Consider the following 15,993-nt stretch of genomic DNA (forward strand, 5'->3'; position numbering starts at 1 on the left):
CGCCATGACCACTCCCATCGTCCGCACCCTGCGCGTGGTGCCCGTCGCCGGACGCGACGGCATGCTGCTCAACCTGTCCGGCGCCCACGCGCCTTTCTTCACCCGCAACCTGGTGATCGCCACCGACAGCGCCGGCCGCACCGGCCTGGGCGAGGTGCCGGGCGGCGAGAAGATCCGCCAGACGCTGGAGGATGCGCGCGCCCTGGTGGAGGGCCGTCCCGTCGGCGAGCTGCAGGCCATCCTCAGCGAGATGCGGCAACGCTTCGCCGAGCGCGACGCCGGCGGCCGCGGCCTGCAGACCTTCGACCTGCGCACCACCATCCATGCGGTGACGGCCGTTGAGTCGGCGCTGCTGGACCTGCAGGGCCAGCACCTCGGGGTGCCGGTGGCCGCCTTGCTGGGCGAAGGCCAGCAGCGCGAGGCGGTGCAGATGCTGGGCTACCTGTTCTTCGTCGGCGACCGGCGCAAGACCGACCTGCCGTACGCCAGCGAGCCCGATGCGGCGGACGACTGGCTGCGCCTGCGGCACGAGCCTGCGCTGACGGCCGAGGCCGTGGTGAGGCTGGCCGAGGCGGCACACGAGCGCTATGGCTTCCAGGACTTCAAGCTCAAGGGCGGCGTGCTGCGCGGCGAGCAGGAGGTGGAGGCGGTCCGTGCGCTGCACGAACGCTTCCCGCAGGCGCGGGTGACGCTGGACCCGAACGGCGGCTGGCTGCTCAAGGACGCCGTTCGCCTGATGCGCGACATGCATGGCGTGCTGGCCTATGCCGAGGACCCGTGCGGCGCCGAGGAGGGATTCTCCGGGCGCGAGGTGATGGCCGAGTTCCGCCGCGCCACCGGCCTGCCCACGGCCACCAACATGGTGGCCACCGACTGGCGGCAGCTGTCGCATGCGCTGTCGCTGCAGGCGGTGGACATCCCGCTGGCCGACCCGCATTTCTGGACCCTGGCCGGCTCGGTGCGGGTGGCGCAGACCTGCCGCGACTGGGGCCTGACCTGGGGCTCGCACTCCAACAACCACTTCGACGTGTCGCTCGCGATGTTCACCCACGTGGGCGCCGCCGCGCCCGGCAAGGTGACGGCCATCGACACCCACTGGATCTGGCAGGACGGCCAGCGCCTGACCCGGGAACCGCTGAGGATCGAGGACGGCTGCGTGCAGGTGCCGAAAAAGCCCGGCCTGGGCGTCGAGCTGGACATGGCCGAGGTGGAGAAGGCGCATGCCCTCTACCAGCAGCATGGCCTGGGCGCGCGCGACGACGCGATCGCGATGCAGTACCTGGTGCCGGGCTGGACCTTCGACCCCAAACGCCCCTGCCTGGTGCGCTGACCCTGCGGCCAACCGGGCCGCCGGTACCCATCGCAGGGCTGATCGCTTACATTGCACCCTCAACCCAACCCGATGGAGCGCTGGTGGCCACACCCAATTACGGATACGAGAAGCGGCAGAAAGAGCTGGCCAAGAAGCGCAAGAAAGAGGAAAAGCTCAAGGCCAAGGCCGAACGCAAGACCGTCCCCGGCCAGGAAGCCGGGAACGGCTCCCCGGATGCGGGCGGGCCGGGCAGCACCCCGGTGCCGCCGGCCCGGCAGGGCTGAAGCTCAACCTTCCACGGCCGTCAATTCCTGCGCCAAGCGGCCCATGGCCTGCATCGAGCGGTCCTGGGCCGCGATCGTTCTGGCTGTGCCGTACTGCCGGAAGTTGCGCGCTATGGACGCCGCGTAGCCGGGGTCGTAGTGCTGGGTGAGCAGCTCGCGCACCACCTCGCGGATCCGGCCGGCGCCCACCCGGGCCTGCCAGTCCTCCACCACCGCGCGGCCGCGCAGCTCGGCCAGCGCCCCCAGGCGGTCGCAGAAGAAATCCGGCTGGCGCACGAACCAGTCGTAGTCCTCCATCAGCAGCTCCACCCGCTCGGGCTCGGGCAGTTCCAGCCGCAGGCAGGGGCTGGCGCGCATGGCGGCGATCAGCGCCTCGGGCACGGCCACGTTGCCGACCTTCTTGCTCTCGCTTTCCACGTACACCGGCCGCGCCGGATCGAGGCGGCGCAGCTGCTCCCAGACACGGGTGTCAAACTGCTTCTGGCTGGGCTGCGGCTGGCCCGGCACCAGGCCCAGCACGGAGCTGCGATGCTGGGCCAGGCCCTCCAGGTCCAGCACCTGCGTGCCCCGGTCGGCCAGCGCCTGCAGCAGGCGCGTCTTGCCCGAGCCCGTGGGGCCGCAGATCACCTGGTAGGACAGCCGCTGCGCCAGCGCCGGCAGCTCGGCCAGCACGGCGGCGCGGAAGGCCTTGTAGCCGCCGTCCACCAGGCTGACGCGAAAGCCGATCTGGTCCAGCACCAACGACAGCGAGCCGCTGCGCTTGCCGCCGCGCCAGCAGTACACCAGCGGCTGCCAGCCCTTGGGCTTGTCCAGCACCTCGCGCTCGATGTGGCGCGCCACGTTGGCCGCCACCAGGGCGGCACCGCGCTTCTTGGCCTCGAAGGGGCTGACCTGCTTGTAGATCGTGCCCACCAGGTGCCGCTCATCGCTGGTGAGGGAGGGCCAGTTCACCGCCCCGGGCAGCCGGTCCTCGGCGTACTCGGCCTGGCTGCGTGCGTCGATGACGGTGCTGAACTCGGCCAGGCGCGCGATGGCCTCGGCCGCCGGGATGACCTGGACCGTCACTTCGACCTGAGGAGCTTCACCAGCTCGGGCCAGACGTTGGCCAGCATCTGCGGCTGCGCCTCCTCGGTGGGATGGATGCGGTCCGGCTGGAACAGGCGGGCGGCGTCAGGGATGTCGGCCACGCCCTTGAGGATGAAGGGCACCACCGCCGCCTTGTGCTGGCGGCCCACCTTCTCGAACAGCGCCGCGAAGCGCTCGCCATAGTCGCGCCCGTAATTGGGCGGCAGCTGGATGCCGGCCAGCAGCACCTCGGCGCCGGCCTTCTGGGCCGCCTGCGTCATGGCCGACAGGTTGTTCTCCGTCATGCCCAGGGGCAGGCCGCGCAGCGCGTCGTTGCCGCCCAGCTCGATCACCACGTGGGTCGGCTTGTGCTGCGCCAGCAGGGCCGGCAGGCGCGAGCGGCCGCCGGAGGTGGTGTCGCCGCTGATGCTGGCATTGACCACGCGGGCCGCGATCTTCTCGCGCTCCAGCCGCTGCTCCAGCAGCGCCACCCAGCCGCTGCCGCGTTTGAGGCCATACTCGGCACTCAGGGAATCGCCCACGACCAGAATCACCGGCGTGGCGGCCCACGCGGCGGGAGCGTAAGCCGCGGCCAGGCCGGCGGCGATCAATTGCCTGCGATCCAACACCCAGAACTCCATGTCCGAACCCATCATTTCCGTCGAGCACGTCTTCAAGTCCGTCACGGACTCGACCGGCACCCTCGACATTCTGCGCGATATCGATTTCACCCTGGCTCCCAGGGAGACCGTGGCCATCGTGGGCGCCTCGGGCTCGGGCAAGAGCACCTTGCTGTCCATCGTCGCCGGGCTGGACACGCCCACCCGCGGCACCGTGCGGCTGGCGGGGCAGGACCTGTTCGCCATCGGCGAGGACGAGCGGGCGCGGCTGCGCGCGCAGAAGGTGGGCTTCGTGTTCCAGAGCTTCCAGCTGATGGGCAATCTCACGGCACTGGAGAACGTGATGCTGCCGCTGGAGCTGGTGGGCCGGCGCGATGCGCGCAAGGCCGCCGCCGAGATGCTGGCGCGCGTGGGCCTGGACCAGCGGCTGGGCCACTACCCCAAGGTGCTGTCCGGCGGCGAGCAGCAGCGGGTGGCGCTGGCCCGCGCGTTCGTGGTGCAGCCGGCGGTGCTGCTGGCCGACGAGCCCACCGGCAGCCTGGACTTCGCCACCGGCGAGACCGTGATGCAGCTGATGTTCGACCTCAACCGCGAGCAGGGCACCACGCTCGTGCTGGTGACGCACGACCGCGCCATCGCGGCCCGCTGCGATCGGCGCATCACCATCGAGGCGGGACGGATCGCGGGGTGAGATCGGCGCCTTCCTGCCTCCGATAATCCCCTGATGTCCGCACCCAAAGTCCTGTTCGGCTTCCACGCGGTGGGCGTGAGGCTCAAGACCGCGCCGCAGTCGGTGATCGAGGTCTACTACGAGCCGACGCGGCGCGACGCGCGCATGCGCCAGTTCCTCGAGCGTGCCAAGGAGGCCGGCGTGCGCCTGATCGAGGCCGACGGGCTGCGCATCGCCAAGCTGGCCGGCAGCGCCGGCCACCAGGGCGTGGCGGCCCGGGTGCAGGCCCTGGAAGCCGCCCGCTCCCTGGACGACCTGCTGGACGCGGTCCAGGGGCCGCCGCTGCTGCTGGTGCTGGACGGCGTGACCGATCCCCACAACCTGGGCGCCTGCCTGCGCGTGGCCGACGGCGCGGGAGCGCACGCCGTGATCGCACCCAAGGACCACGCGGTGGGCCTGAACGCCACCGTGGCCAAGGTGGCCAGCGGCGCCGCCGAGACCGTGCCCTACTTCATGGTCACCAACCTGGCGCGCACGCTGGGCGAGCTCAAGGAACGCAACATCTGGTGCATAGGGACCAGCGACGACGCGCCGCGCACCCTCTACCAGGCCGACCTGAAGGCGCCAGTGGCCCTGGTGCTGGGCGCCGAGGGGCCGGGCATGCGGCAGCTCACGCGCAAGACCTGCGACGAGCTGGTGTCCATCCCCATGCGCGGGGCGGTGGAGAGCCTCAACGTGTCCGTGGCCAGCGGCGTGGTGCTGTACGAGGCGCTGCGGCAACGGTCATGAGCACGGCCGGCGTCGCCGAGGTGCAGCGCTGGGTGCGGGCCGCCCGCCGCATCGTGGTGCTCAGCGGCGCCGGCATGAGCCAGGAGTCGGGCGTGCCCACCTTCCGGGACGCGCAGACCGGGCTGTGGGCGCACCACCGGCCCGAGGACCTGGCCACCGAGGACGCCTTCCGCGCCGCCCCGTCCATGGTGTGGGACTGGTATGCCATGCGGCGCGCCAAGGTGGCCGAAGTGGAACCCAATGCCGGCCACCGGGCAGTGGCGGCTTTCCAGCGGCGTCACCCGGGGCGGCTCACGGTGGTGACGCAGAACGTGGACGATCTGCACCAGCGCTCGGGCAGCCCCGGCGTGCTGCCCCTGCACGGCAGCCTGTTCGCCGACCGCTGGCTGGACCCGCCGCGCGCCTGCTGCCAGGCGCAGCCGCCGCAGCCGGGCCACCCGCCGCGCTGCGCCGGCTGCGGCAACCTGCGCCGGCCTGGCGTGGTCTGGTTCGGCGAGGCGCTGCCGCCGGACGTGCTGGCCGCCGCCCAGGCCGCCGCCACGGCCTGTGAGCTGATGCTGGTGGTCGGCACCTCGGGCCTGGTCTACCCCGCGGCGGGCCTGCCGGGCGAGGTGTCCGCGGGCGCGCGCGTGGCGGTGGTCAACCCGCAGCCCTCGGCACTGGACGACCCGGCCCAGGCCGTGCTGCGCGGCACGGCGGCCGCGCTGCTGCCGGCGCTGCTGGCGGCGGACTGATTCAGCCCAGTTCCCAGAACCGCATCACCACGCGGTCCGGGTGGCGCTGGCCGCTGCCGACGAACACGCGCTCGGTGATCCAGCGCAGCGCCGGCCAGGCGGTCTCGAAGCTGGGGCTGCAGCGGAAGTAGATCCGCGCCGGGTCCACCGGCTCGCCGCGCGCCAGCCGCGCCATCAGCTCGGGCGGGCCGCTGCGCAGCGCGCGGTTGGTGACGTAGATGCGTTCGCCGCCCTCGGCCTCCAGCATGTAGCGCGCATCCAGCTCGGCCAGCGTGTCGCTCACCACCAGCTGGAAGTCGGCGCCGCCCGGCAGCACGCGGGCGCGCCAGCCGTCGCCCACCACCTCGCCGCCCAGGATGGGGATCAGCCGGCGCAGGCCGCGGCCGGTGCGGCCCAGCTCCTGCGGCGCGGCCACCTGCACCGTCAGGTCGGCGAAGAACTTGAGCGGGGGCAGTGCGAGGTCGGCCATTCGGCATTATGGGCAGCCGCGGTCCCGCTGCCCTAGACCAGGCCGAACCAGCCCAGCACGGCCCCTATGCCCAGCAGCCACAGCAGGTGCACCCGCGTGCGCCAGACAATGAGGGTGGTGGCCAGGGTCACGGCCCACAGCGGCCATTGCGACAGCCGGTAGCCGCCGCTGGTGGCCAGGATCCAGCCGGTGGCGACGAGCAGCGCGATCACGATGGGCGCCATCCCCTGCTTGAAGGCACGCACCGCGCGCAGCTCGCGGTTGCGGTGGCCCCAGCTCGCCGCCAGGTAGGTCAGGGTGGTGCTGGGCAGCAGGATGCCGGCCAGGGCCAGTACCAGGCCGGCGCCGGCCCCGGCCCAGCCGCCCGCGCCCATCCCGACGTTCCATCCCAGCAGCGCGACGAACAGCACGTTGGGCCCGGGTGCCGCCTGCGCGATCGCCACCGAGGAGGTGAACTGCGGGTCGGTGAGCCAGCCCTGTTCCTGCACCAGGTAGCGGTGCATGTCGGGAGCTGTGGTGATGGCGCCGCCGATGGACAGCAGCGAGAGCATCAGGAAGTGGCCGAAGAAAGCCAGCCAGTCCAGGCCGCCGCCCACCATCAGCGCGGCCCCAGCTTGCGCCAGGTGAGCGCGCAGGCCAGGCCGCCCAGCACCAGCAGCACCCAGGCCAGCGGCAGCCGCAGCAGGGCGATGGCGACGAAGGCGGCGCCGCCCAGCGCCATGCACACGGGCAGGCCCAGCGGGTGCTTGAGCAGGGCGCTGAACAGCTTGAGTCCGGTGGCCGCCACCAGCCCGGCGGCCACCGCGCCCATGCCGCGCAGCGCGCCGGCCACCTGCGGATGGTCGGCGAACCGCGCGTAGACCAGGGCCAGCGCCAGCACCACCATCAGCGGGACCAGCAGCATGCCGGCCAGTGCGACCAGCGCTCCCGGCAGGCCGAAGTAACGCCCGCCTATCATCAGCGACAGGTTGATCACGTTGGGCCCGGGCATGATCTGCGCCACCGCCCATTCCTCGACGAACTCCTCGCGCGTCATCCAGCGCTTGCGCTCGACCAGCTCGCGCTGGACCACCGCCAGCACGCCGCCGAAGCCCTGCAGCGCGAGCCAGGTGAAGGAGAGGAACAGGTCGGTCAGGGAACGGGGCTGGGGCCGGTCGGCGGGGAGAGGGGAGGTCATCGCACCAGGATTATCGGCATGCGCCGCGCCCACGCCGGTCACTTCAGCCCGAACCTGCGCGCAGGCTGTGCGTGGCCAGCCACAGTCCGGCGGCGATCGGCGGCATGCCAGGCGCCCGGTGGCTCGCCGGTTCATGCGGCGCACGCCTGCCGCGTCACAGCTTCAGTTCCCAGGTCTCGCCCACCAGCGCGTGCCCGCCATAGCCGCGGTAAGGCTCGCTCTTGACCAGGCGGAAGCCGCGCTGCGCGTAGATATGGCGCGCGGCCTGCAGGTTGCCGTTGGTCCACAGCACCATCCTGCGGTAGCCCCTGGTGCGCGCGAAGGCGATGGCCTCGTCGGTCAGGCGCGCGCCCAGGCCATGGCCGCGCGCCTGCGGGGTCAGGATCAGCAGGCGCAGCTGGGCCACGGTGGCGCTCTTGCGCACCACGAACACCGAACCGGCGCGCTCGCCGTCCACCTCCGCGATCCAGCAGCGTTCCCACTCGGGCTGGAACCTGCGCACGAACTCGCCGGCGATCTGCGCCACCAGGGCCTCGAATTCCTGGTTCCAGCCGTACTCGCGCGCATAGATCTCGCCGTGCTGCTGCACCACCCAGCCCATGTCGCCGGGTCGCGGGTCGCGCAGCACCACGGTGCGCGGCGGCGCGGCCCGGGAAGCGTCCAGCAGCCGCTGGACGGTGGCCATGGCCGCGATCAGCTGCTCGCGCTGCGGCACCGGCAGGCTGGAGAGCAAGGCGGCTGCTTCGTCGCGCGATTTCTGCTGCAGCGGCGCGAAGGCCAGGTGGCCGGCGGCGTTCAGGCGCAGCAGGCTCTGGCGCGCGTCGGCCGGCGAGGGCTGCCGCTCCAGCCAGCCGCGCGAGTCGATGCGGCGCAGGATGCGGCTGAGGTAGCCGGCGTCCAGGCCCAGGTCGCGGCCCAGCTCGCTGGCGGTGGGCTGGTCGCGGTGCGCCAGTTCGTACAGCACCCGCACCTCGGTCAGCGACAGTTCGCCGCCCAGGTAGGGGTCCAGCACGCCCATGCGGCGGGTGTAGAAGCGGTTGAAGCCTCGCAGCGCCTGCACCTGGGCGGCGGTCGGTGGGTCGGCGCCGGCATCCATGTTTGCCATCGTCAGGCAATTGGTTGCCGCAGTCAAATAACACGGAGGTCTTACAGCACTTCCCCCTGTGCAGCGCGGCCGGCCGGGGCTATGCTGCGGCTGCACGACAAACCGCAGGAAACAACCATGACCCCCTTCCCTCACACTTCCCGGCGCCGCCTCCTGTCCGGCGGCGCCACCGCCCTGGCCGCGCTGGGCCTGGGGCGCGCCCAGGCGCAGACCGCATCGGCCCCGACACCCGCCGCGGCAGCTCCCGCCCGCAGCCTGCCGCCCTACGTGGACTGGAAGGACGCGGAGCAGATGATCGTGCATACCGGCACGACCATCGAGACCCGGCGCAGCGCCTTCGGCACCAGCATCATCACGCCGGCCGAGCGCCTGTACATCCGCAACAACCTGCCGGCACCCGAGGTGGGCATCGTCGCCGACCCGGACGCCTGGGCCATGGCCGTGGAGGGCGTCCAGCAGCCGCGCTACCTCACGGTGCGCGAGCTCAAGGCACTGGGCATCGAGACCGTCGCCACCGTGCTGCAGTGCTCGGGCAATGGCCGCGGCTACTTCGCCGGCAAGCCCAGCGGCACCAAGTGGACGGTGGGAGCGGCCGGCTGCGTGCTCTGGAGCGGCGTGCCGGTGCGCAACGTGGTGGCCGCCCTGGGCGGCCTGGCCGGCGGCGCCCGGTTCATGACCGGCACCGGCGGCGAGAAGCTGCCCGAGGGCCTGGACCCCAGGAGCGTGATGGTGGAACGCTCGGTGCCGCTCAAGGCCATGCAGGATGCCCTGCTGGCCTGGGAGATGAACGGCGAGCCGCTGCACCACGCGCACGGCGGGCCGCTGCGGCTGGTGGTGCCCGGCTACAGCGGGGTGAACAACATCAAGTACATCAAGCGGCTGGCGTTCACCGCCGCCGAGAGCGACGCGGCGATCCAGAAGACCGGCTATCGCATGTCGCCGCCCGGCACCAAGGGCGACCCCAGCCACCCGTCGGTGTGGGAGATGGACGTGAAGTCCTGGATCAACGGTCCCGCGCCGGAAACCGGCCCGCTGCGCGCGGGCTGGGTGCAGGTGCACGGCGTGGCCATGGGCGGCACGCGGCCGCTGCGCCGGGTGGACGTGTCCATCGACGGCGGCCAGACCTGGCGCGAGGCGCGGCTGGTCGGCCCGGACCTGGGCCGCTTCGCCTGGCGGCAGTTCGTGCTGCCGGTGCAGCTGCCGCCCGGCCAGCACGTGCTGGCTTCGCGCGCGCAGGACACACAGTTCAACTGGCAGGTGGAGACCTCGCCCGAGAACGCCGGCGGCTATCTCAACAGCGGCTGGCGCTCCCACGCGCTGCCCATCACGGTGGCCTGACCGTGCGGTATGTACTGGCGGCCGCCGCGTTGGCCATGGCTTCGCCGCTCTTGGCGTCGGCGGCCGACGAGGACACCGGCCGCAAGCTCTTCACCAGCGTCACGCCGGCGTGTGCCCTGTGCCACAAGCTCAAGGACGCCGAGGCCGAGGGTGCGGTGGGGCCCTCGCTGGACGAGCTCAGGCCGGACCAGGCCCGCGTGGCCAAGGCCTTGAAGAACGGCATCGGCCAGATGCCGGCTTTTCCGCAGCTGAGCGAGGCCGAGGTCCAGGCGTTGGCGCGCTACGTCGAGCGGGCAGCCGGCCGCTAGACCTGGACAGCCACCCTGCGGCGGCACATGGCGCGCTGGCGCGAAGACGCCAGCCCGGCCACCTGGAAACGGGCCATGGCTTCCGCGGTGGCGAGGGCGGCCTCCGGGCTGCGATGGTGCTCGCCGCCGAACAGCTTGAACAGGCAGTGGGCATCCCAGTAGCTGCCAGGCCGCTCCAGGCATACCTTGGCATAGGCGGTGAACAGGCTGCTGCCTGAATTGCGCCTGGCCGAACAAACGATCCAGAAGCCGCCGGCCGGGCCCGTGATCCTTTCCATGTGCTTGCCTCCTTGCGAACCGAGCGGCAGTGTGGGCGCGAAGCACCGGTCTTGAACGTGAGGCATTTCACGTTTGCGCGCGAGATTCAACTCATCCGTTGAGCTTCCGGCAGGCGCCCGCCACGCGGGACTTGGACACAATGCAGGCCGATGAGCCTGCCCTGGAGTGGCCGGACGGGGCGGGCTGCCCCCAGCGGAGGAGCCGGAAGGCGCAGGCGGATGAGATACTCGCGCCAGGTCCGATGGCGTGCGGGGTGCCGCGCGTCGAAGCGGCCGGCACCAACTTGAACACCGAAACAGGCAAGAACAATCCGATGCGGGTGGTCCTGGCGGACGACCACCTGCTGGTGCGCGTGGGGCTGCGCGCGCTGCTCGGCGACATGGATGGCGTCGAGGTGGTGGGCGAGGCAGGCGAAGGCCGCGAGGCTCTGCGGCTGGTGCAGCAGCTGCGTCCCGATATCCTGCTGACCGACATCGCCATGCCGCAGCTGGGCGGCCTGCCCCTGCTGCGGGAAATCCGCGCGGCGGACCTGCCGGTCAAGGTGATCCTGCTGTCCATGCACGACAACGACGAGTACGTGGCCGAGGCCATCCGCCTCGGCGCTTCGGGCTACATCGTCAAGAGCGCGGCGGCGGAGGAACTCGCGTCGGCCATCCAGGCGGTCTCGCAGGGGGACGCCTACCTCAGCCCCCGCATCGCCGGCAAGCTGACCCAGGCCTTCAGCGGCGGCCACAGCCTGCTGACCGAGCGGCAGACCGACGTGCTGCGGCTGATCGCGCGAGGCGCCTCCTCCAAGGAGGTGGCGCGGTCGCTGAACCTGTCGGTCAAGACCGTGGAGACGCACCGCTCCCAGATCATGGACCGCCTGGGCATACGCGACCTGGCCGGCCTGGTGCGTTATGCGGTGCGCAAGGGATTGATCGATCCCGAGGAGTAGGCGCCGGGCGGCTCGGCGAGCCGGAACAGGACCATCAGCGCCGTGCCCCGGCCCGGCTGCGAATCGACGTCGAGCGTGCCGCCGCGCGCCTTCACCCGCTCGCGCATGCCCACGATCCCCAAGCGGCCGGCGGCGGCCGCGCTCTCGGGGTCGAAGCCCACGCCGTTGTCGCGCACGATCAGCACCGCCTGCCCCTCGCTCACACCCAGGCGCACCTCGACGCGGCTGGCGCGCGCATGGCGGGACACGTTGGTCAACGCCTCCTGGCAGACCCGGTAGAGGGTGACGACCAGGTCGGACGGCAGCTGTGCCAGGTCGCCCAGGGTTTCCAGGTCCACCGCCATCCGGGCGAGCTCGCGGTGGCGGTTGCACAGCTCCCGCACCGCCGGCAGCAGCCCCAGGTCGTCGAGCACGGGAGGCCTCAGGTTCATCGACATCGTGCGCACCCGCACGATGGCGTCGTCCACGACCGACCGGGCCAGGTACCAGGGCTCGCCGAGGGCGGGCCGGCCTGAATCGGAGCGCGGGGGAACCAGCACCATCCGCACGGCCGTCAGCACCTGGCCGATCTCGTCGTGCAGTTCGCGGGACAGCTGCCGGCGCTCCTCCTCCTGCGCCGCCAGGAGCCGGCCGGACAGCGCGGAGACGTGCGATGCGTACTCGCGCAGCTGCTGGTCGGCCTTGCGCCGCTCGGTGATGTCCTCCACGACCACCACGCGGTGGACCTTCTCGCCCGGACGCCCGGGCAGCACCGAGACGCGCACATGCGCCCATACGTCGCGGCCGCTGCGGTGGCGGTAGCGTGTCTCGACGGCGGCCCGGTCCGGCAGCGGTGCAGCCGGATCGTCCGCGCGTCCCTGTGCATGGGAAAACTGCGCCAGGGGCCTGCCGATGAGATCGACGCGCTCATAGCCCAGGAGCGAGCACAGCCGTGGGTTGGCCTCCGTGATGCACTCGTCGCGCAGGATGGCGATGCCCACGGGGGCCTCGGCGATCACCACCCCGAAGCGCGCCTCGCTCTGCGTCAGGGCCCGGGCGCGCTGGAGCGCTCGCTTGCCCAGGTCGTGGTTGAGCTGCTCGAGCGCCTGTTCCGCGCGCTTGCGCACCGTGATGTCGGTGTACGAGATCAAGGTGGACGAGCCCTTGGGACCGGCCTCGATGGGCCGGCCCCGCATCAGCACCCAGATCGACTCGCCTGACTTGACGCGCATTTGCGCCTCGCGCTCCTGCGAGCCCGCCGCCGCACCGAACACGTCTGCGTGGCTGAGCCATTGTTCGTCGCTGTGGTAGAGGACGCGGTCGCACTGGCCTTTGAGTTCGCCCTGGGCATAGCCGAACATCTGCTCCATGCGCTCGTTGCACATCAGCAGCACCCGCTGGTCCCCGACGAACGCGGTGCCGGCGGGGGAGTGGTAGAACAGCGCGGTGCCCATCCGTTGGGCTTCGTTGCGTTCGCTGTCGGCCACCGCATGCGCCACCATGCGCGCCAGGGTCTGTGCGAACTGGCGGTCTTCCTCGCTCCAGCCTTCATCCCCGTGTGCGCGCTCGAGGCGGATGACGCCCAGCAGGCGTGCGCCGAGGCGCATGGGCGCGTCCAGGGTCGAGGCGGCGCCCCGCGGCGCGCGTCCGCCGGGGAACAGGTCACCCATGCCGCTGTCGCGCACCGTGTCCGTGGCGCTCATGGGTTCGCCCTCGGCCAGCGCGGCAAAGTACCGCGCGTGCACCTGCGCGTCCACGGTGAAGCCCTGCTCGTGCGAAGCATCCGACGCGCGATACAGGTCGCGGCACACCAGGCCTTTGCCGCCGTCCTCCTGCAGCCAGATGCCCGCACGCTCGACCTGCAGCGCCTGCGCCGCCGCCTCGGTGGCCACCTGCAGGAAGCGGCCGATGGGCGAGACGTCCTGCTCGGCCAGGGTCAGCAGCACCCGGCTGAGTTCCAGCGAACGCGCCGTGCGGGACTTCTCCGCGTCCGCCAATTGTTCGGCCCGCTTGCGGTCGGTGATGTCCATGCTGATGCCGATCATGCGCAGGGCGCGCCCGGTGAGCGGATGGCGCTCTACAACCCGGCCGTGCCAGAGGACCCAGCGCACGCTTGCGTCGGCCGCCTCGATGCGCTGCTCGAGGCTGCACTCGTCACGCAGACCGTTGAGCACGGCATCCAGCAGCGCCCGGCCCTGTTCCCGGTCCCCGGGAGGCAGTGAGTCCACGAGGGCAGAAAAGCTCGTCCGGCTGCGGGCGGGCGCCTGGCCCCGGCCTGCGTCCCAGCTTCCGCTGAGCAGCAGTTCGCCGCTGCGGTGGTCGTACTCCCAGGGAGAGGCATGGGCGCTGCGCAGCGCGAACTCCATGCGCACGTGGGCCTGCCGCAGTTCGTCGACCTGCTCGCGCAGCCGCTCGACGGTATTTGCCAGTTCCATGGCCTGCGCGTGCCGGGGAGGTCGACCAGGCAGGAATGCCCGGCCAAGCCGGGCGGCGAAGGAGCGGTAGAGCTGGAACATACGCGTGATTCTCTTTGCAGCCGCTACGGTACCCGCCTCACCAGCTTAGTTATTAATACCTAGGTGTACTTCGCACCTACCACCAGGGTATGACAGGCGCGCCAGGGTGTAACGCACGGATCGCGCCAGGGCCCAGCAATTCGTACATTCAGTTACGCCAATGTAGAGCTTTCACCCCATCCATGAGAAACCCACCCATGCTGGATACCCACCGAATCGCCGCGCAGGCCGCGTCCGCACCTGTGCTCCTGGAACTGCAGGGCCATCCGCCCGCCGCGGCAGGTGATGTCGTGCGCCTGCTGGTCATGGGCTTCACCGACGCGGAGCGCCGCCTGCTGCAGGGCAGCGTGATGCTGTCCCGGCGCCGGGCGCCACAGCTGGAACTGGTCACCGAGGCCGAGGCGGAGCGGGCCGACGTCTTCATGGTCGATGCGCGCGACCGCCTGGCCTCGCGCTGGGCCGAGGGCCGACCCTGGCTGGCGGACAGGCCCGTGATCTGGGTCGATGGCCGGGAGGGTGCCGCGCCCGGACACGTGCAGATGGCGCGCCCGGTCCAATGGCCCATCCTGCCCATGCTGCTGTTCCGCGCCATGGAGCAGCACCCCACCGTGGCCGGCAAGCCGGCACCCAAGCAGGCGTCGCCCGCGTCCGCGCAGCGCGTTCGCCCGGCGGAAGCGGGGCGTGACGTGCTGGTCGTGGACGACAGCATGGCGGTACGGGCCTACCTGCGCTCGCTGCTGGAGCCGCGCGGCATCCGGGTGGCCGAGGCCGACGGCGGGGAGGCGGCGCTCGCGGCCACCGCCGCCGGCGCGGTGGACTGCGTGCTCATGGACGTGCTGATGCCCGGGATCGACGGCTTCGAAGCCTGCCGCCGCATCAAGGGCCGGGGCGGCCTCGTTCCTCCGGTGGTGATGCTCACCAGCAAGTCGTCGCCGTTCAACCTGGTGCGCGGGAAGATGGCCGGCTGCGACGCCTACCTCACCAAGCCCGTCGATCCCGCCCAGCTTTTCCAGGTGCTCCAGGCCTTCGTGCGCCTGGACCTCGATCTCACCCAGCCGGCGCCGCTGCCGGCTTGACCGCCCCGAACCCTTTCCGTCACCCACCCAAGGAGCCGACATGCCCCGCGCCATCCTCATCGTCGAAGACAACCAGGCCGAACGCCAGCGCCTGGAAAAGCTGCTGGCCGACAACGGCTACGCCGTGACCACCGCCGCCACGGGCGTGCAGGCGCTCGACGCGGTCAAGCGCAGCAAGCCCGACGCCATCCTGATGGACATCAACATGCCCGAAATGGACGGCTTCGCCGCGACCCGTGCGCTGCTGCGGGGGGAGGCCGACACGCGCGACATCCCCGTGATCGTGGTCTCGGCCAAGGACCAGAAGGCCGACAAGGCCTGGGCCCAGATGCTGGGCGTCAAGGGCTACATCACCAAGCCGTTCACCGACGAGCAGGTGCTGTCGCAGGTGCGCGCGGTTTAACCAAGGAGTTCCGCCATGGCTAGCAAGATCCTCGTCGTCGACGACGCCCCCGTGGACCGCGACAACCTGCAACGCATCCTGGCCGGCGCCGGCCACACCGTCATCACGGCGGAGTCCGGCGAGCAGGCGATCGCCCGCGCCCGCAGCGACGCGCCGGACCTGATCATGATGGACGTGAACATGCCGGACATGGACGGCTTCGCGGCCGCCCGCAAGCTCAAGAGCGAAGACGCGACCAGGAACATCCCGGTGGTCTTCGTCTCCGGCAAGAACCAGAAGGCCGACATGGCCTGGGGCCTGATGCTCGGCGCCAAGGGCTATGTGGCCAAGCCCTACACGGCGGCCCAGATCCTGGCGCAGCTGGCCTGAGACCGGCATGGACGCCGCGTTCGCAACCCTCGCTCCGCTGGCGCAGCTGGCGCCCAGCCAGGCCCTGGCCATGCCTGCCAATGCGGTGCTCGCCTTCACGGCGCCGCTGGCGGCTGCCGACCAGGACGAGCGCCGGCAAGGCTTCGCCGTGGGCGGCCTGCGCCTGATGATCCGCTACGAGGACGGCAGCGAGCTGGCCGAACTGCCCGCGTCGACCGCCTTGCCGAACGCGCCGCACTGGTTCGTCGGCACGGCCAACCTGCACGGCGTGCTGGTGCCGGTGTTCGACCTGGCCGCCTATCTGGGCGTGGCGCGCGGCGGCCGGGCGCGTCCGATGCTGCTGGTGCTGGGCCACAGCGATGACGTCACCGGCATGGTGATCGACGGCCTGCCGCGCCGCCTGCGCTGGAACGCCGCCCAGGTTGCCGATCCCGGCACCATCCCGCCCGCCCTGGCCGGCCTGGTGCACAACGCCGTGACCGTGGCCGACGAGCTCTGGCTCGACCTCGACATGCCCGCGCTGCTGGACGCCCTGGAATCCGCGCTGCGCAACCACTGACTTC

20 protein-coding genes are annotated in these 15,993 nt (G+C 71.5%); 12 read left to right on the plus strand and 8 right to left on the minus strand.

The features are described from left to right. The first annotated feature begins 4 nt into the window (after positions 1–4). Positions 5–1,330: a glucarate dehydratase gene (gene gudD / locus RTA_RS09810; RefSeq protein ID WP_041675291.1), complete on the plus strand. Its 1,326-nt coding sequence runs from the start codon at positions 5–7 to the stop codon at positions 1,328–1,330. An 83-nt stretch (positions 1,331–1,413) separates the two neighbouring features. Beyond that, positions 1,414–1,596 carry a hypothetical protein gene (locus RTA_RS09815; RefSeq protein WP_013901237.1) on the plus strand — a complete coding sequence of 61 codons (183 nt, stop codon included), beginning with the start codon at positions 1,414–1,416 and terminating at the stop codon, positions 1,594–1,596. A gap of 3 nt (positions 1,597–1,599) precedes the next feature. On the opposite strand, the gene mnmH is transcribed toward RTA_RS09815, so the two are convergent. Together mnmH and RTA_RS09825 are read right to left on the minus strand one after the other, a co-directional pair. Beyond that, positions 1,600–2,661 (minus strand): tRNA 2-selenouridine(34) synthase MnmH, encoded by a 1,062-nt coding sequence (gene mnmH, locus RTA_RS09820; RefSeq protein WP_013901238.1) that lies wholly within the window; start codon positions 2,659–2,661, stop codon positions 1,600–1,602. Further along, a complete protein-coding gene (locus tag RTA_RS09825) occupies positions 2,658–3,302 on the minus strand; it encodes an arylesterase (RefSeq protein ID WP_226986137.1) in 645 nt (214 codons plus the stop codon). Before RTA_RS09825 ends, mnmH begins: the two co-directional genes overlap by 4 nt. Here RTA_RS09825 and RTA_RS09830 point away from each other — a divergent pair. The 3 genes from RTA_RS09830 to RTA_RS09840 are packed head-to-tail and all read left to right on the plus strand — an operon-like array spanning position 3,301 to position 5,474. Continuing rightward, a complete protein-coding gene (locus RTA_RS09830; RefSeq protein ID WP_013901240.1) occupies positions 3,301–3,972 on the plus strand; it encodes an ABC transporter ATP-binding protein in 672 nt (223 codons plus the stop codon). The genes RTA_RS09825 and RTA_RS09830 overlap by 2 nt on opposite strands. 33 nt (positions 3,973–4,005) lie before the next feature. Then, on the plus strand, positions 4,006–4,740 hold the full coding sequence (gene rlmB, locus RTA_RS09835; protein WP_013901241.1) for a 23S rRNA (guanosine(2251)-2'-O)-methyltransferase RlmB: 735 nt from the start codon (positions 4,006–4,008) through the stop codon (positions 4,738–4,740). After that, positions 4,737–5,474 (plus strand): NAD-dependent protein deacylase, encoded by a 738-nt coding sequence (locus RTA_RS09840; protein ID WP_013901242.1) that lies wholly within the window; start codon positions 4,737–4,739, stop codon positions 5,472–5,474. Before rlmB ends, RTA_RS09840 begins: the two co-directional genes overlap by 4 nt. 1 nt (position 5,475) lies before the next feature. Here RTA_RS09840 and RTA_RS09845 read toward each other — a convergent pair whose 3' ends face one another. The 4 genes from RTA_RS09845 to RTA_RS09860 all read right to left on the minus strand — a co-directional run bounded on the left by RTA_RS09845 (position 5,476) and on the right by RTA_RS09860 (position 8,225). After that, entirely contained in the window at positions 5,476–5,943 is a 468-nt protein-coding gene (locus tag RTA_RS09845) for a DUF3237 domain-containing protein (protein ID WP_013901243.1), read from the minus strand. A 32-nt stretch (positions 5,944–5,975) separates the two neighbouring features. After that, the gene (locus tag RTA_RS09850) at positions 5,976–6,542 is read right to left on the minus strand and encodes a chromate transporter (protein WP_013901244.1); all 567 of its coding nucleotides are present in this window, start codon (positions 6,540–6,542) and stop codon (positions 5,976–5,978) included. Next, entirely contained in the window at positions 6,542–7,120 is a 579-nt protein-coding gene (locus tag RTA_RS09855; RefSeq protein WP_041675296.1) for a chromate transporter, read from the minus strand. Before RTA_RS09855 ends, RTA_RS09850 begins: the two co-directional genes overlap by 1 nt. A 154-nt stretch (positions 7,121–7,274) precedes the next feature. After that, the gene (locus tag RTA_RS09860) at positions 7,275–8,225 is read right to left on the minus strand and encodes a bifunctional helix-turn-helix transcriptional regulator/GNAT family N-acetyltransferase (RefSeq protein WP_041675303.1); all 951 of its coding nucleotides are present in this window, start codon (positions 8,223–8,225) and stop codon (positions 7,275–7,277) included. Between the two features lie 117 nt (positions 8,226–8,342). Between RTA_RS09860 and sorT the strand changes: the two genes are divergently transcribed. Then, positions 8,343–9,563 (plus strand): SorT family sulfite dehydrogenase catalytic subunit, encoded by a 1,221-nt coding sequence (sorT, locus tag RTA_RS09865; RefSeq protein ID WP_041675305.1) that lies wholly within the window; start codon positions 8,343–8,345, stop codon positions 9,561–9,563. 35 nt (positions 9,564–9,598) lie between these two features. Further along, the gene (gene sorU / locus RTA_RS09870) at positions 9,599–9,871 is read left to right on the plus strand and encodes a SorU family sulfite dehydrogenase c-type cytochrome subunit (protein ID WP_049871371.1); all 273 of its coding nucleotides are present in this window, start codon (positions 9,599–9,601) and stop codon (positions 9,869–9,871) included. Here sorU and RTA_RS09875 read toward each other — a convergent pair. Continuing rightward, complete coding sequence (locus RTA_RS09875; protein ID WP_013901249.1) at positions 9,868–10,149, minus strand: hypothetical protein; 282 nt, start codon at positions 10,147–10,149, stop codon at positions 9,868–9,870. The genes sorU and RTA_RS09875 overlap by 4 nt on opposite strands. A gap of 284 nt (positions 10,150–10,433) precedes the next feature. Here RTA_RS09875 and RTA_RS09880 point away from each other — a divergent pair, with 284 nt between their 5' ends. Further along, a complete protein-coding gene (locus tag RTA_RS09880; RefSeq protein WP_013901250.1) occupies positions 10,434–11,087 on the plus strand; it encodes a response regulator in 654 nt (217 codons plus the stop codon). Here RTA_RS09880 and RTA_RS09885 read toward each other — a convergent pair. Continuing rightward, complete coding sequence (locus tag RTA_RS09885) at positions 11,048–13,501, minus strand: PAS domain S-box protein (RefSeq protein ID WP_041675307.1); 2,454 nt, start codon at positions 13,499–13,501, stop codon at positions 11,048–11,050. The two genes, RTA_RS09880 and RTA_RS09885, sit on opposite strands and share 40 nt — an antisense overlap. A 278-nt stretch (positions 13,502–13,779) precedes the next feature. Here RTA_RS09885 and RTA_RS19745 point away from each other — a divergent pair, with 278 nt between their 5' ends. From RTA_RS19745 to RTA_RS09905, 4 genes are read left to right on the plus strand one after another with little or no spacing between them, the layout of a single operon-like run. Then, complete coding sequence (locus tag RTA_RS19745; RefSeq protein ID WP_013901252.1) at positions 13,780–14,658, plus strand: response regulator transcription factor; 879 nt, start codon at positions 13,780–13,782, stop codon at positions 14,656–14,658. A gap of 40 nt (positions 14,659–14,698) precedes the next feature. Further along, entirely contained in the window at positions 14,699–15,061 is a 363-nt protein-coding gene (locus tag RTA_RS09895) for a response regulator (RefSeq protein ID WP_013901253.1), read from the plus strand. A gap of 15 nt (positions 15,062–15,076) precedes the next feature. Next, positions 15,077–15,430, plus strand: a complete 354-nt coding sequence (locus tag RTA_RS09900) for a response regulator (protein ID WP_013901254.1) — start codon at positions 15,077–15,079, stop codon at positions 15,428–15,430. A gap of 7 nt (positions 15,431–15,437) precedes the next feature. Beyond that, entirely contained in the window at positions 15,438–15,989 is a 552-nt protein-coding gene (locus RTA_RS09905; RefSeq protein WP_013901255.1) for a chemotaxis protein CheW, read from the plus strand. Positions 15,990–15,993: the final 4 nt, after the last annotated feature.

This window comes from Ramlibacter tataouinensis TTB310, assembly GCF_000215705.1.
GTDB classification, from domain to species: domain Bacteria; phylum Pseudomonadota; class Gammaproteobacteria; order Burkholderiales; family Burkholderiaceae_C; genus Ramlibacter; species Ramlibacter tataouinensis.